Here is a 13693-nt window from a genome sequence, read left to right on the forward strand (position 1 = left end):
GCTGCGTTCAGCCGCCGCCCAGGGACGGTGCTTCACCGGATGATGAGCCCTCGGAGGAGCCGCCTGCTGACGAGGAACCTTCGGTTGAGGATCCCTCTGACGTAGAGCCATCTGATGATGTCCCCTGCGAGGAGGTGTCTTCCGATCCCCCGTCAGGCGATGGGCTTTCAGACGGACCGTCCTTGCCGTTGATGTCCTCGCCAGGCATGTGCCCGGCCCCGTTGGAGTCGCCGTCCTTCTCACGTTTGTCTCCTTCAGGTGCTTTGACACCCTTCGGACGTTCGACTTCGCCGAACAGACATGACCCCGTCGACTCGGTCGGCGGCATCAGATCCGCGTTTGCCTTACCCTTCCGAATCTCGCCGATGACGCACCCTTTGGCGGTCTTCACACCGAACATCTTCGAGGGAACATCATTGCCCAACGGCGAGTCATCGATGGTGGCTTCGAGCTGCTTCGGCTCATAGCCGGCATCGATCATGGTTTTGAAGAACTTCTTCGTTGAAGGAACCTTGTCCTCGTCGCCGGTCAGCGGCTTGAGAGCTGCTACGACTTTGTCGACCTCCGCGACTGGCTTGGCCGGGGTGCGGTCCGGCGTTGGCTGAGCATCTTCACCGCCTATTCCCAGCAGTGAGCAGCCCGACAGAGAAATGGTCAGAACTCCGAGACTCAGGAGCGGAACGAGACGCATCAACAACCTCAGCAGGTGGGAACGATGAACAGTCTCACTTTAGCCGATCGTCGGCCCAATAGAGTTCAGATCTGACGTGTGCGAGTCCCAGTCTCAACTGTGATCTGTGCAATGACACAGCACCGGCCCAAGGACCCGGCTCAGAAAGGCGCCGCTGCGCTCACCGTGTCTCGCGCGATTGCGTCATCGAGGCTTCCGGAGTCTCCCCCACCTGGTTCGGACTCATCGGCGTCGGCGACCGCAGTGTCTGCGGTGTATTGTCCGGTGTCTTCTGCGTCGTCGTTGTTCGCAGATCTCAGACCGAATCTCGACCCGTCCGAGACATCGGACCCACCATTTTCAGGGCCATCCGCAAACGAGCCCCATCCCGCTTCGCTGCCTGCCGACGTCTGCTGCTGACCATCCTGTTGCTGGCCATCCTGTTGTCTGCTCACACCGCTGGCCTTCTGATAATTGGCGGTGCCATATCTCAGATCTGGGCCGATGTGCTCGGCTATGACGGTCGGAGCAATGCCTTTCTTCTCCTCCGTCGACCATTCGCGAATCTTCAGGGTTCCCTGCACGACGACGGACATTCCCTGATGGATGCTCATCGACGCATTGCTGGCCAAGGGCCCATAGCAGTCGATGCTGAACCACGAAGTCGTATCGGCGGCGTATTCTCCCGTCCCCTTGTCGAGACGCCAATGATTCACGGCCAGACGGAACGAGGCACAGGCCCTGCCCGAGGGCAGCGTCCGGCTCTGCGGATCGGCGGCAACAGTACCGCTGAGGGTGATCGGAATGATGGACATCGTGTTACCTCACTTCTGCTGAGCGTTACGTGATCGGACTTGCCGGATCACCCATCGGGGACGAATCAGCCTGAAACCGTTCGATCACGTCAACCATCATTGAGCACATCTGGCGCCGCCGTCTGCCAGGCATGAGAAATGCCCTGTGGACGGTGATTGACCGTCCACAGGGCATTCGCACATGAGTCGCCGCTCATGTGCACAGAAGTGTCAGCGCAGTGTTTCGTAGGCGCGTCGGTGTTCGTCGATCACGGCGTTGACTGGCTCAAGATAGGAACTCTGAGCCGCACTGCCCACGGCCTCGCGGAGTGTGCGATCGACGTCTCTGGCTGCCTCATCGGCTCCCTTCGCGCGTGCAGATTTAGCGATCACCGACGTCACAACAGATCCGATGATGCCTACCGCCAGGAGCCCGATGCTCACGATCCAGCTCCATCCCGGAAGTGTTCCCGGCATAACGATGGCAAGGATCGCGGTGGCGATGACACCCAACAGGCCCAGGATCGTGGCGATGAAGAAGATGATCTGCAGAATCTTGGCCACGGACCACCAGCCGGGAGTCTGCGGTTTGATATCCACAGCTGTGACGGCCGAGTCGAGGGCTTCGGAGAGCTCGGTGGTGCTCTCCTTCTCGGCTTCCGCGACTGCACTCTGCCATGGTCGCGGCATGGACGACACGGATTCTGCGATCAGTTCGTGAGCCATCAGACGCACCTGAGAGCTTTGAGCTTTGCTCGTCGCCGGCACAGACGCGCGAATCAGTTCGTCTCGGCCCTGGCCGTGTTTGGCGCCCAACGGGTCGGGAGCGTTCCGCTGCATCCATGCCAGCACCGGATATCCGGTCTTGCGATAGGCACGGCGAATGTAGTCATCGTGGACTGTCTGTGCGACGGCTTCTACACCTGCGGCGTCAGACATGGTCTCCACCAGCTTTGAGGCTCCCGGACGCTCATCAGGTGGAACCACGGGCTCGCCGAGTTCGTTCTGCATCCGTTTAGCCATGGCCTGCATATCGGCCAACAGCCTCTCAGAGGCTGCCTGCTTGGAGTCGACCGTGTCGGCCAAGATCGACCTGACCTGGGGAATCCCTTCACGGGTGAGGGCGGAGGTCATGTGCACCTTCGTGTCGGTGAGCCCGTCCTCAACGAGAAGCTGCTGCAGGTGGTCGGCGGCAGCTTTCTGCTCTTCGTCACTGAGTTTGTCGACCTGGTTGAGAACGACGACCATGTTCGAGCTGTTCTCTGCCAGTTTCGCCAGGTATTCGGAGTGAAGTGAAAAGTCAGCGTACTTCTGTGGATCAACGACCCAGAACACAACGTCGACGAGCCCCACCAGTCGATCGGATTCGACACGGTGCTTGACTGCGGTCGAATCGTGGTCAGGCAGATCGAGCAGGATCAGCCCATGGAGCTTGCGCTGATCGTCACCGTCGAGCGCCGATTCGCGCCAGGTCCGGCTGCGTTCGGGCACATGCAGCCAGTTGAGGATGTCGTTGCCGCCTTCGCCCCAGACGCATGCGGTGGGGCGCGACGTAGTCGGGCGACGAACGCCGACCCGAGCGATGTCCAGTCCGGCGACGGCGTTGAACAATGAAGATTTTCCAGACCCCGTGGAACCAGCAAAGGCCACGACGGTGAACTCCTCCCCCAAGCCGAGGCGATCCTCGGCGCGGTTGAGCAGGTTCTGTGCATCAGCGCGAACTTCGGAACTCAGTTTCTCGGGTCCCAGAGACAGGGTCTGCCGGATGCCTTCGGCCCGACGTCTGATCTCGGACTGTGCAGGATCGTTCACAATGCCACCTCAAGTCGATCACCGGAGGCGCGAAGTGCGCCCGCTTGCCGCGCCGGTACCGCGGATAGTCGTAGTACGTTGTCAAAGGGCGCACGGCAACCGCCGACGATTCCCGCCGCTGTGGTCAGGAAGCGATCCCTGATCGAGCCGATGAGATTCACGGCCTCCTGCTCACCGAAGATCGTGCCGGCGAGGCTGAGGGCGACATTCGCGTCATTGCGCGAAACGTGATTGTTCTCAGAAGAGTATTTCGGATCCCAGAATGCCGCGTATTCGACAACGGCACAGACTCCGCCGACTCCGAACGAAAGAATTCGAGCCTTGGACTTCTTGCCCTGCCCGATGTCACGCACCAGCGCATTCACTTCGCTGGACCATCCGCTGACGGCGGACTTGACCGAGTCTTCGAGGTCCCTTGCGCTCTGGCGGAGTTCAGGATGGGCATCCAGCAGCGCAGAACCGGCCGGGTCACGCAGCCACTGAGCACCGACCTCGTCAACGACGCCGATTGCCTGCTCCCGCAGTGAGATCGCGGCGCTGCGCAGGATCGCAATGTGCAGAGGCGAGGCAGCATCGTGTTTGCCGGTGACTGCGGCAGAGATTCTGTCGCGCATGCGCGCCATTGTGGGCTCCAGACCGCGGAAGAGCTGCCCCGTACCAACGAAGTCCTGCCACCTGGCATTCACCTCACCGTGCAGAACCCGGCCGTCGGAGAACACCTCGGCAAGGCCTGTGTCTGCAGCCTGGAAAGTCTGATCAAGGCTGAGCTGCAGGCGGTCAAACGTGGACTCCTGCGACTCGGCGTAATCGGCCAAAGACTTCACCTGAGCAGGTAGTGCACCGATCGAACCGGTGAGGGTCCGCTGACGAATCCGCTCCTGTGAAAGGCCCTCCGAACTCACCTGGCTGGTCCAGGACCGGATCGGATAGATCGCGGAGTGAGGAAGCAGACCCTCTTCCAGTTCGAGTTCGGCCACTGCGAAGATCGGGGAGTTCTCCAGTCCCGCTTCCGAAAGCAGGCTGGAGAGGTGGTGCCTGACCTCACGGTTGGCTTCCGGCGGTACCCGGTCGAGCACGATGGCTACCGAGGTGTTGCGCACGGCGGCATCCTTGAGCAGTACCCAGGGTGCTGCATCGGCATAGCGGTTTGCTGTGGTCACAAACATCCATAGGTCGGCACTCATCAGAATCCGACGGGCCAGATCACGGTTCGATTCGGCGATGGAGTCGATATCTGGGCAGTCGAGCACAGCAGTGCCCGGTTCGATGCCCTCATCTTGGATCAGCACAACAGAGGGAGTCGAAGTCGTGGGGTCCGTGCTGCGTGGCAGATCGGACAGAAATACCTGTGATTCGAAGAACTTGGCGTCGGCCGGGTTGTGAACCACGATCGGGTTGCCTGTCGTGGGTCGACGTATACCGGCAGGACTCACCGTTCTCCCCACCAGAGAATTCACCAAGGTGGATTTGCCTGCACCGGTTGACCCGCCGACTGCGATCATGAAGGGCGTCTGTGTCCGATTGATCCGGGGCAGCAGGTAATCCGTCAGCTCTGAGGAGAGCTGTCGGTGCAGGTTGCGACCATCAGAGCAATCATCGGTCTGCAGGGTGAAGCGGGTTTCTGAGACTCGCTTCGCGATATCGCTCAGCGCCCCTCCCACTGGTGGCGTCACGGCACTCTTACTGTCTGTCATCACGCATCCACTCTCTACGTTTTCCCAGCTGTGCACCAATTGCCACGCCGTAAGAGGAGGTAATTGCTGAGTGCAGGGAAAAACCGGAGAGTCATCGGAGCCGTCAATAGATGAGAAGTACCCCCGGCGGGGCTCGAACCCGCGACCTACCGCTTAGAAGGCGGTTGCTCTATCCAACTGAGCTACGGAGGCTCAAATATCCTAACCGATGCCCGCGGCAGAACAGAAAGTGGTCCTCGTTGTCGTCCCGGAGATCGAACTCCGGGACGACAACGAGGACCACTGTGTTCGGGCGGTCACTCTCACCTCGATTCACGAGGCGTTTGACATGTGGGTCAGTACTGACGAGCGACACGCTCCAGTGACTTCCGCACCGTCACGAACGAGACCATCACCAGCCCGATCAGGGCGAGGATGACGGCCACAGCTTCGATGGCGAAGGCGAAGTCGACGATGATCGGAAAGAACCCGGCAGCCATGAAACCAAGCAGGGCGACCATCGTCAGTGCTGTGGCTGTAGTGAAATACGTGGAACCATTCATTATTCATCTCCTTCTTCCTTACAGAAAGAGTAGACCCGAATGAGACGTACGTCACTAGGAATTTCCCGAAAGTTTCCTCTGCACCGCACTTACCCTTCGGTATCGATCAGATGTGGGACCGCAGGCTGGTCACGCGTCACCGCGTGCGTCGATGGCTTCCTCTAAGCGTTCGAGTTTGCCGTCGATCTCTCCGGTGTAGCCCGGACGAATATCGGCCTTCAGGACCAGGGCCACTCGCGACCCGAACTCGCCGACGACGTCGGTGGCCTCTTTGACCACAGCGAATACCTCATCCCACTCACCTTCGATCGTGGTGAACATCGAATCGGTGCGGTGCGGCAGGCCGGAACGCCGAACGACTTCCACGGCTGCGGCGACCGCGTCGTGGACCGACGCGTCCGCGTTGTCACCCCCGCTGGGAGCGACGGAGAATGCAACGAGCATGATGCTCTCCTCTCGGATCTATCTCGGATCAGATCTATGTCAGTTCTGTGCAGGTACGGTCACGATGAGTGAGTCACCCTGGCCGCCGCCACCGCAGAGAGCGGCGACACCGGTGCCACCACCTCGGCGCTGGAGCTCGAGTGCAAGGGTCAGCACGATACGGGCACCGGAGGCCCCGATGGGGTGGCCGAGTGCGACCGCGCCGCCATTGACGTTGACCTTGTCCGGGTCGACTCCAAGGTCCTTCGAACTTGCCAGCCCGACTGCGGCGAAGGCCTCGTTGATCTCGTAGAGGTCGAAGGAATCGGCAGCGATGCCTTCCTTCTTCGCAGCAGCCTGGATCGCCTGCGAGGGCTGATGCTGGAGCGTGGAGTCGGGACCTGCCGTCCAACCATGGGATCGGATCTCAGCGAGAATCGGGGCACCGAGCTCTTCGGCCTTCTCCCGAGACATGACGACGACTGCACACGCACCGTCTGAGATCTGGGAGGCGCTTCCTGCTGTGATCGTGCCGTCCTTGCGGAAGGCAGGGCGCAGCTTGGCCATCGACTCAGGTGTGGTTTCGGCACGCACGCCCTCATCGGTGGATACAGTCACGTCGCCCTTGCGACCGGAGATGGTGACTGCTTCAACTTCGTCGCCGAATTTGCCCGATTCCCAGGCCTGGGCCGCACGCTGATGCGAACGGGCCGCGAAGGCATCCTGCTCTTCACGGGAGAATTCGAAGTCACCCGCGTTGGCCTCTTCGGTCAGGCCGCCCATGGCCTGATCAGTGAAGGCGTCCCACAGTCCGTCGTAGTCCATATGGTCCTTGACGACGACGTCACCGTATTTGTACCCCGTACGCGACTTCTCCAGCAGGTGGGGAGCCAGACTCATCGACTCCTGTCCACCGGCGACGACGACATCATATTCGCCAGCCCGTACCAGCTGGGCCGCTTGTGTGATCGCATTGATGCCCGACAGGCACAGCTTGTTCACGGTGACACCTGGTACGTTCATGGGGATGCCGGCTTCGACTGCGGCCTGACGCGCGGGTCCCTGACCGAGCCCGGCCTGCAGGACCTGGCCCATGATGACGTACTCGACGTCCTCACCCTTGATGCCCGCACGATCCAATGCACCTGCGATGGCCTTGCCGCCCAGCTGCACAGCAGTCAACGATGACAGGCCTCCCTGCAGACGTCCGAAAGGCGTGCGGGCACCCGCGACGATCACTGCTTCAGTCATATTCTCTCCTCAGATATTTGCACCCCGCCAACGAGCAGGGAAGTCAATGGAATGCTGCCTGTTCCAAGGGTAGTCCAGCTGTCTGTGGCCTCAGTCACGGGGGCTGTGTCACATCGTGCCAGGACACGTCCACACTTGGGAATTCGCACCCAACACTCATAGTGAGTCCGTTAGAGTAGGGGGTGGACGATTTGACCACATCCCTTGACACGACAGGAGTCCGCTTCAGTGACGCCCACCGAAGAATTCCGCACAGCGATGCGCGGCTACGAAAAAAGTGAAGTAGATTCTCGCCTGCAGCAGCTGCGAACCGAGGTCGAGTCCGTTCGTAAGGCCCTCTCCGATGCCCGCAGTCAGGTCATCAACGCTGATCGCGCGAAACTTCAGATCGCCGGGGAGCTCTCCGAAGCGAAGGCTCAGCTGAAGAAGGCGGCCAATGACAGCGCCGAGGCTGCCGGTCCTCCCGGAAGCCGCATCGACCATCTGCTCAAGATCGCGGAGTCGCAGGCACGCGAGACGCTGTCTCAGGCGAACTCCGATGCAGAGACCATCCGCAACAAGGCACGCGCCGAAGCTGCGTCTGCCCGTGCCCGGATGCACACAGAGAGCAACGACACGCTGTCCAATGCCCGCTCGGAAGCCGACGCGATCATCAGTTCGGCCGAGCTGCGCGCCGACGAGACGGTGAAGGCCGCCGAGAAGCGTGCTGCTGAAATCAAAGCGACCGCGGAACGTGAGTACAACCAGGCCAAGGAAGCCAATGAGGCGGCCACGAAGGAAGCCCGCGAGAGCCTCGAGCACGAGCTCGCTGAACTCAAGGCCACCTCGGAGAAGCAGGCTGCTGACCTGCGCGCCGAAGCCAAGCTTCAGGCCGATGAGTCGATCAGCACCGCGCAGGCCCAGGCCGATGAACTTCTCGCCGCAGCCAAGGCTCGTGATGAGGCATCGACGAAGGCTGCCGACGAACTCGATGTCGAGCTAGCTGGCAAACGCCAGGCCGCCGAGACCGATCGCAAGAAGCGCTACGACTCCGCCCAGATTGAGAACAAGAAGCTCATCGACGAAGCCCAGGCGCGTGCTGCCAAGGCAGATGCCGAGGCTAAAGAAGCTGCAGAGCGGGCGGAGACGACCCGCTCGGATGCGGTGAAGAAGGCCGACGACATCATTGCCGACGGCAAGACTCGTGCGCAGACTCTCATCAGCGAAGCCCGAGCAACGGCCGAGGCCACAATCGAGGAGTCCGCAGCCGAAGCCAAGCGCAACGTGGCATCGGCACAGTCTCAGGTCGATCTGCTGACCAAACAGCGCAAGACGATCACAGCCCAGCTCGATCAGCTCCGCTCGCTGTTCGCGATGCCCGGTGTCATGGGCGGCGATTCCGTCGATCCGGCCAAGGCAGAATCCGCATCCCACGCCACTGAACAGATCGCCGATGAGGAGGAGCTCGCCGACCTTCTGGCCGAGGATCCCGAGGAAGCAGACGAGGCGGATGACATCGCTGCCGACGACGCAGATGCCGGTGCACAGGGCACGGACGGTTCCACCGACGCAGCTGCCTCGGCGATTTCCACGAGCACCGAGGAAGCCCCAGGCAAGGACGCCGCAGCAGCATCTGAATCTCAGGCAGCCGAGTCTGAGACTGATGCAGCCGACTCAGCTGAAGAGGACGAGGACGCAGAGGACTCCGAGCTGCCTAACGGAGCCACCGACGCTGACACGATTGCAATCGACGCTCAGGTCTCAGGAGCGAAGAACAAGAACACCAAGGCGTCGCGGTCGAAGAACTCGCTGCGCTGAGGTCTAAGCTCTCAGAGCACCCGTTCTATTGAAAAAGGGGCCAGTTCACAATGAACTGGCCCCTTTTCAGATCCCAATTTCGGCCTTAGAAATCCCGCCCGCAGGCCTTGAGATCACTCCGCCTACAAGTGAGCCCAGTACTCCGTCATCGGAATTTCTGAAAGCATCTCGAGTGCCAGTGTCGACGCGAGTCCACGCCCACCTCGGTGCCATATCTTGCGGTCTGTCGCCAGGCGACGATATGCGGAGTCGAAGATGCCACGTCCTGTCCGCACCCAGGACAGACATAGATCTTGTCCTGCGAATTGCCGGCGACGTTCTGCACCGACCATGTGCCATCAGGCAGATCTCGGCTTGTGCGCAGCCCATTGACGGAATCGGAGAGCTCTCGTGGGGTCTGCTGCCATTTGTTTTTGCGACGCGAGGAGGTAGATCGTGGCATCTGCCCATTCTCTCACGTAGGGTAAAGCGCGTGCGTCTCGTCATTGCTAAGTGTTCCGTAGATTATGCTGGTCGTCTGACCGCCCATCTGCCCATGGCCACCCGTCTCATCATGATCAAGGCCGACGGCTCGATCCTCATCCATTCGGATGGCGGATCGTATAAGCCTCTGAATTGGATGACTCCCCCGTGCTCGATCAAAATCACTGATCCGAGCCAAGAGCAGGCAGATGCGGGTCTGGTCGAGCTATGGACAGTCTCGCAGGCTAAGACCGGTGACAAGCTCGTCATCTCCATCGCCGAGGTGATCGCCGATGACCAGCATGAGTTCGGCATTGACCCCGGACTGGTCAAAGACGGAGTCGAAGCCCATCTGCAAGAGCTGCTGGCAGAGCACATCGAGACTCTCGGGGACGGCTACAGCTTGGTCCGGCGTGAGTACATGACGGCCATCGGTCCCGTCGACATTCTGGCCCGGGATCACGGTCACAAGTCGGTGGCAGTGGAGATCAAACGCCGCGGTGACATTGACGGCGTGGAGCAGCTGACCAGGTATCTGGAGCTGATGAATCGCGACCCGCTGCTCACCCCTGTACAGGGAGTGTTCGCCGCTCAGGAGATCAAGCCCCAGGCCAGGACCTTGGCCGAGGACCGTGGCATCCGCTGTGTCGTTCTCGACTACGATGCGCTGCGCGGCATGGACGACCCAGACTCGCGACTGTTCTGAGTTCTGCTCGAAGCCGAACTCTATTCGAAGCTGAGGATGTCGGCTTTTTCGACGCGTTCGATGTTGGCGCCAAGAGTGCGTAGATTCGACACGAAGTTCTCGTAACCTCGTTCGATGTGGTCGATGCCGGAGACCTCAGTGATTCCCACGGCCCGCAGACCCGCCATCACCAGACCGGCACCGGCGCGGATGTCTGAGGCTTCCACCTCGGCGCCGGACAGACTCTCAGCACCGGTGATCAGAGCATGGTTTCCGTCAATTCGCACCTTCGCACCCAATCGGGCAATTTCCTGGACGAACCTCCAACGAGCTTCGAACAGGTTCTCCGAGAGCAGACCGACCCCGTCGGCCACGGAGTTCAGTGCGATGACGAATGGTTGGAGATCTGTGGGGAACCCGGGGAACGGCATCGTCGCGACGCGAATCGCGTGTGGCCGTTCGGCACCGACGACGCGGAATCCTTTGCCACGGGTGCCATCTCCCAATTCGATCTCGCCGAGGTCGTCGACCGTGGCACCCGAATCGCAAAGCTTGATGGCGATGTTGGGCATCAGATCGAGTCCAACGCCTTTGACGGTCACATCTCCGCCGGACAGGGCAGCACCGAAGGCATAGGTCCCGGCGACGATCCGATCCCCCACCGTTCGGTGGTCGACTGGCCGGAGTTCGTCGACACCGGTGATGGTGATGTCGGCGGTTCCGATCCCATTGATCTGGGCGCCCATGTCTACGAGCATTGAGCAGATGTCGACGATCTCTGGCTCTTTGGCCGCGTTCGAGATCGTCGTCACGCCGTGAGCCAGCGTCGCTGCCATCACCAGGTTCTCTGTGGCCCCGACGGAGGGGAATTCGAGCACGATGTCAGTCCCACGAAGACCATTCGGGGCTTCCGCGACGAAGTAACCGTGGTCCAGGTGCACCGTTGCACCGAGGGCTTCGAGGCCGGCCTGATGCATGTCCAGACCGCGGGAACCGATCGCATCGCCACCGGGCAGCGCCACATGTGCCGAACGCATCCGTGCGGTCAGGGGTCCAAGCACGGAGATGGATGCACGCATGGCCCGTACAAGTTCGTAGTCGGCCTGGATTCCGACCTCGGCGGGAACGTCGATGCTGACGACTCCCCGATCGGCGTCGTAGTCAACGTCGCAGCCCAGCCGGATGAGCAGCTGGACCATGATGCGCACATCGAGGATCGCCGGCACATTGGTGATCGTCGTCTTGCCGACGGCAAGGAGACTGGCCGCCATCAGTTTGAGAACGCTGTTCTTAGCTCCCCTGATATCGACTTCGCCTAGCAGTCGACTCGGACCGGTCAAGCGAAAGACATCCATCAGGTGAACCTTCCCATCGTCGGGTTGAAGCCGGGGGGCGATGATTCCAGCCAGGAGGCCATCGTGGACAGCGATTCGGTGTCCATGGCCAAAGATACGGAACGGGGTCGACCGTCGGCCTTCCCATAGGAGCAGTCCACCACAACGGCATCGGGCAACACGGAGTACTGTTCACCGGACGTGGGTTTGCGGCGGACGAGGATATCAAGATCGGCGCGCGGGAGACGGACTGCGGCACGACGAGTCAGTGCGAATACGGGGTACCAGTCCAGTGAGGCCACTGAGAACACTGCTACACCCAGACGCCAACGTGGGCGAGAAGAGGATTCCTCGCCCACGTTGATGGAACAATCAAAAGCACCGGACAGCTTCGAAATCGACCGACGTCGAATCGTCACAACAACGATCAGCGCGAGGGCGAGTCCTACTAACGAGAGCAGAACGATCAGCAGGACGGAAGGGTTCACAGTTGCCAGTTTAATTGACGGATCAGAGAAGTTCGGCCTGATCAGCGGCAATGATGACGCGATTATTCTCAACAGACAGGAAACCACCATCGGCCTTAACCCGAATGGTCTCCTCATCTGTCGTGAGAATACGCGCCTCACCATCGGCTACGACACCCAATACAGGCTCGTGGCCTGGAAGGATACCGATATCGCCGTCCGAGGTACGGGCGATGACGCGCTTGGCCTCACCAACCCATACCTCTTGGTCGGCTGCTACGACGTTCACATCGAGGACAGCCATGGCTTACTTCTGCATCTCTTCGTAGTTGCGCATGACATCGTCAAGCCCACCCACGTTGAAGAATGCCTGTTCCGGAATGTGGTCGACTTCTCCGGAGCAGAGCTTCGAGAACCCTTCGATGGTGTCGGCCAGCGGAACGGTCGAACCGGGAACCTGAGTGAACTTCTCAGCGGTGTAGGTGTTCTGCGACAGGAACTGCTCGATGCGACGAGCACGGTGGACGACGAGCTTGTCCTCTTCACCGAGTTCATCAACACCGAGGATGGCGATGATGTCCTGGAGCTCCTTGTTCTTCTGCAGAATGGCCTTGACTTCGTTGGCGACACGATAGTGCTCTTCGCCGACGACCAGCGGATCGAGAATGCGCGACGTCGAGGTCAGAGGGTCAATAGCCGGGTACAGACCGCGTGAGGCGATGTCACGGCTGAGCTCGGTCGTTGCGTCCAAGTGGGCGAACGTGGTTGCCGGAGCCGGGTCCGTGTAGTCATCAGCAGGAACGTAGATCGCCTGCATCGAGGTGATCGAGTGACCACGCGTCGAGGTGATTCGTTCCTGCAGGAGGCCCATCTCGTCAGCCAGGTTGGGCTGGTAGCCCACGGCCGATGGCATGCGGCCCAGCAGGGTCGACACCTCGGAACCGGCCTGGGTGAAACGGAAGATGTTGTCGATGAACAGCAGCACGTCCTGGTTCTGCACATCGCGGAAGTATTCCGCCATGGTCAGTGCCGATAGTGCGACACGCAGACGGGTGCCTGGTGGCTCATCCATCTGGCCGAAGACTAGGGCAGTGTCCTTGAACACTCCTGCCTCGTCCATTTCCATGATGAGGTCGTTGCCCTCACGGGTGCGCTCTCCCACACCGGCGAACACGGATGTGCCGCTGTGGTTGTGCGCGATGCGGTAGATCATCTCCTGAATCAGGACTGTCTTGCCCACACCTGCGCCACCGAAGAGGCCGATCTTTCCACCCTGCACGTACGGGGTGAGCAGGTCGATGCTCTTGATGCCGACTTCGAGCATCTCAGTCTTCGACTCGAGTTCGTCGAAGGCAGGTGCGGTGCGGTGGATTGGCCAGCGCTCGCTGATCTCGAGCTGCTCGCCCTCTTCGAGGTTGAGGCAGTCACCGGTGGTGTTCCACACGTGGTTCTTGGTGATGTCCCCGACTGGCACCGTGATGGGTGCACCGGAGTCGGTGACTTCCTGTCCGCGGACCAGACCGTCGGTGGGCTGCAATGACACGGCACGGACGATGCCGTTGCCCAGGTGCAGTGCGGTCTCGAAGGTCAGCTTGCGCGTGCCCTCTGAGAGTTCCACCGAGGTGGACAGGGAGTTGTAGATCGCTGGCACGGAGTCGAGCGGAAACTCGATGTCGACAACCGGGCCAATGACTCGGGAAATCCGGCCGAGGGCTGTGCCCTGCGCCGGGGAGGTATCCGTAGCTGTGGCAGTCATGGTCTC

13 protein-coding genes and 1 tRNA gene are annotated in these 13693 nt (G+C 60.7%); 2 read left to right on the top strand and 12 right to left on the bottom strand.

Features of this window, described 5'->3' with window-relative positions; genetic code table 11:
* Positions 1-7: 7 nt before the first annotated feature.
* The 8 genes from INT29_RS02345 to INT29_RS02380 form a co-directional block, all read right to left on the bottom strand.
* Positions 8-691, bottom strand: a complete 684-nt coding sequence (locus INT29_RS02345; protein ID WP_193070636.1) for a DUF6993 domain-containing protein — start codon at positions 689-691, stop codon at positions 8-10.
* A 140-nt stretch (positions 692-831) separates the two neighbouring features.
* Entirely contained in the window at positions 832-1485 is a 654-nt protein-coding gene (locus INT29_RS02350; RefSeq protein ID WP_193070637.1) for a single-stranded DNA-binding protein, read from the bottom strand.
* A gap of 210 nt (positions 1486-1695) precedes the next feature.
* The gene (locus tag INT29_RS02355) at positions 1696-3276 is read right to left on the bottom strand and encodes a GTPase (RefSeq protein WP_193070638.1); all 1581 of its coding nucleotides are present in this window, start codon (positions 3274-3276) and stop codon (positions 1696-1698) included.
* A complete protein-coding gene (locus INT29_RS02360; RefSeq protein WP_226831139.1) occupies positions 3273-4970 on the bottom strand; it encodes a dynamin family protein in 1698 nt (565 codons plus the stop codon). Before INT29_RS02360 ends, INT29_RS02355 begins: the two co-directional genes overlap by 4 nt.
* 118 nt (positions 4971-5088) lie before the next feature.
* Positions 5089-5162 (bottom strand) — tRNA-Arg (locus INT29_RS02365).
* 143 nt (positions 5163-5305) lie between these two features.
* The gene (locus INT29_RS02370; protein ID WP_101572392.1) at positions 5306-5512 is read right to left on the bottom strand and encodes a hypothetical protein; all 207 of its coding nucleotides are present in this window, start codon (positions 5510-5512) and stop codon (positions 5306-5308) included.
* A 129-nt stretch (positions 5513-5641) separates the two neighbouring features.
* Positions 5642-5956: an MTH1187 family thiamine-binding protein gene (locus tag INT29_RS02375; protein ID WP_101572394.1), complete on the bottom strand. Its 315-nt coding sequence runs from the start codon at positions 5954-5956 to the stop codon at positions 5642-5644.
* Between the two features lie 39 nt (positions 5957-5995).
* A complete protein-coding gene (locus INT29_RS02380) occupies positions 5996-7186 on the bottom strand; it encodes an acetyl-CoA C-acetyltransferase (protein ID WP_193070639.1) in 1191 nt (396 codons plus the stop codon).
* A gap of 228 nt (positions 7187-7414) precedes the next feature.
* Here INT29_RS02380 and INT29_RS02385 point away from each other — a divergent pair, with 228 nt between their 5' ends.
* Positions 7415-8983: a cell division protein gene (locus INT29_RS02385; RefSeq protein WP_193070640.1), complete on the top strand. Its 1569-nt coding sequence runs from the start codon at positions 7415-7417 to the stop codon at positions 8981-8983.
* Positions 8984-9455: 472 nt separating this feature from the next.
* Positions 9456-10151 (top strand): endonuclease NucS, encoded by a 696-nt coding sequence (nucS, locus tag INT29_RS02390; RefSeq protein WP_101572399.1) that lies wholly within the window; start codon positions 9456-9458, stop codon positions 10149-10151.
* Positions 10152-10171: 20 nt separating this feature from the next.
* Here nucS and murA read toward each other — a convergent pair whose 3' ends face one another.
* From murA to atpD, 4 genes are read right to left on the bottom strand one after another with little or no spacing between them, the layout of a single operon-like run.
* Positions 10172-11485, bottom strand: a complete 1314-nt coding sequence (murA, locus tag INT29_RS02395; protein WP_193070641.1) for a UDP-N-acetylglucosamine 1-carboxyvinyltransferase — start codon at positions 11483-11485, stop codon at positions 10172-10174.
* Positions 11485-11952: a DUF2550 domain-containing protein gene (locus tag INT29_RS02400; protein ID WP_009884056.1), complete on the bottom strand. Its 468-nt coding sequence runs from the start codon at positions 11950-11952 to the stop codon at positions 11485-11487. The genes murA and INT29_RS02400 overlap by 1 nt, the downstream gene beginning before the upstream one ends.
* 22 nt (positions 11953-11974) lie before the next feature.
* Positions 11975-12235, bottom strand: a complete 261-nt coding sequence (locus INT29_RS02405) for a F0F1 ATP synthase subunit epsilon (RefSeq protein WP_101572403.1) — start codon at positions 12233-12235, stop codon at positions 11975-11977.
* 3 nt (positions 12236-12238) lie between these two features.
* Positions 12239-13687 carry a F0F1 ATP synthase subunit beta gene (gene atpD, locus INT29_RS02410; protein ID WP_101572405.1) on the bottom strand — a complete coding sequence of 483 codons (1449 nt, stop codon included), beginning with the start codon at positions 13685-13687 and terminating at the stop codon, positions 12239-12241.
* Between the last annotated feature and the right edge of the window lie 6 nt (positions 13688-13693).

The sequence above is a fragment of the Brevibacterium sp. FME37 genome (assembly GCF_014897485.1).
In the GTDB taxonomy this organism is placed as follows: Bacteria; Actinomycetota; Actinomycetes; order Actinomycetales; family Brevibacteriaceae; genus Brevibacterium.

Coding starts and splice junctions, on each gene's coding strand:
- INT29_RS02375 (WP_101572394.1), bottom strand. CDS start 5,956: ATGCTCGTTGCATTCTCCGTCGCTCCCAGCGGGGGTGACAACGCGGAC.
- INT29_RS02405 (WP_101572403.1), bottom strand. CDS start 12,235: ATGGCTGTCCTCGATGTGAACGTCGTAGCAGCCGACCAAGAGGTATGG.
- INT29_RS02380 (WP_193070639.1), bottom strand. CDS start 7,186: ATGACTGAAGCAGTGATCGTCGCGGGTGCCCGCACGCCTTTCGGACGT.
- murA (WP_193070641.1), bottom strand. CDS start 11,485: ATGGATGTCTTTCGCTTGACCGGTCCGAGTCGACTGCTAGGCGAAGTC.
- INT29_RS02360 (WP_226831139.1), bottom strand. CDS start 4,970: ATGACAGACAGTAAGAGTGCCGTGACGCCACCAGTGGGAGGGGCGCTG.
- INT29_RS02345 (WP_193070636.1), bottom strand. CDS start 691: ATGCGTCTCGTTCCGCTCCTGAGTCTCGGAGTTCTGACCATTTCTCTG.
- INT29_RS02370 (WP_101572392.1), bottom strand. CDS start 5,512: ATGAATGGTTCCACGTATTTCACTACAGCCACAGCACTGACGATGGTC.
- INT29_RS02350 (WP_193070637.1), bottom strand. CDS start 1,485: ATGTCCATCATTCCGATCACCCTCAGCGGTACTGTTGCCGCCGATCCG.
- atpD (WP_101572405.1), bottom strand. CDS start 13,687: ATGACTGCCACAGCTACGGATACCTCCCCGGCGCAGGGCACAGCCCTC.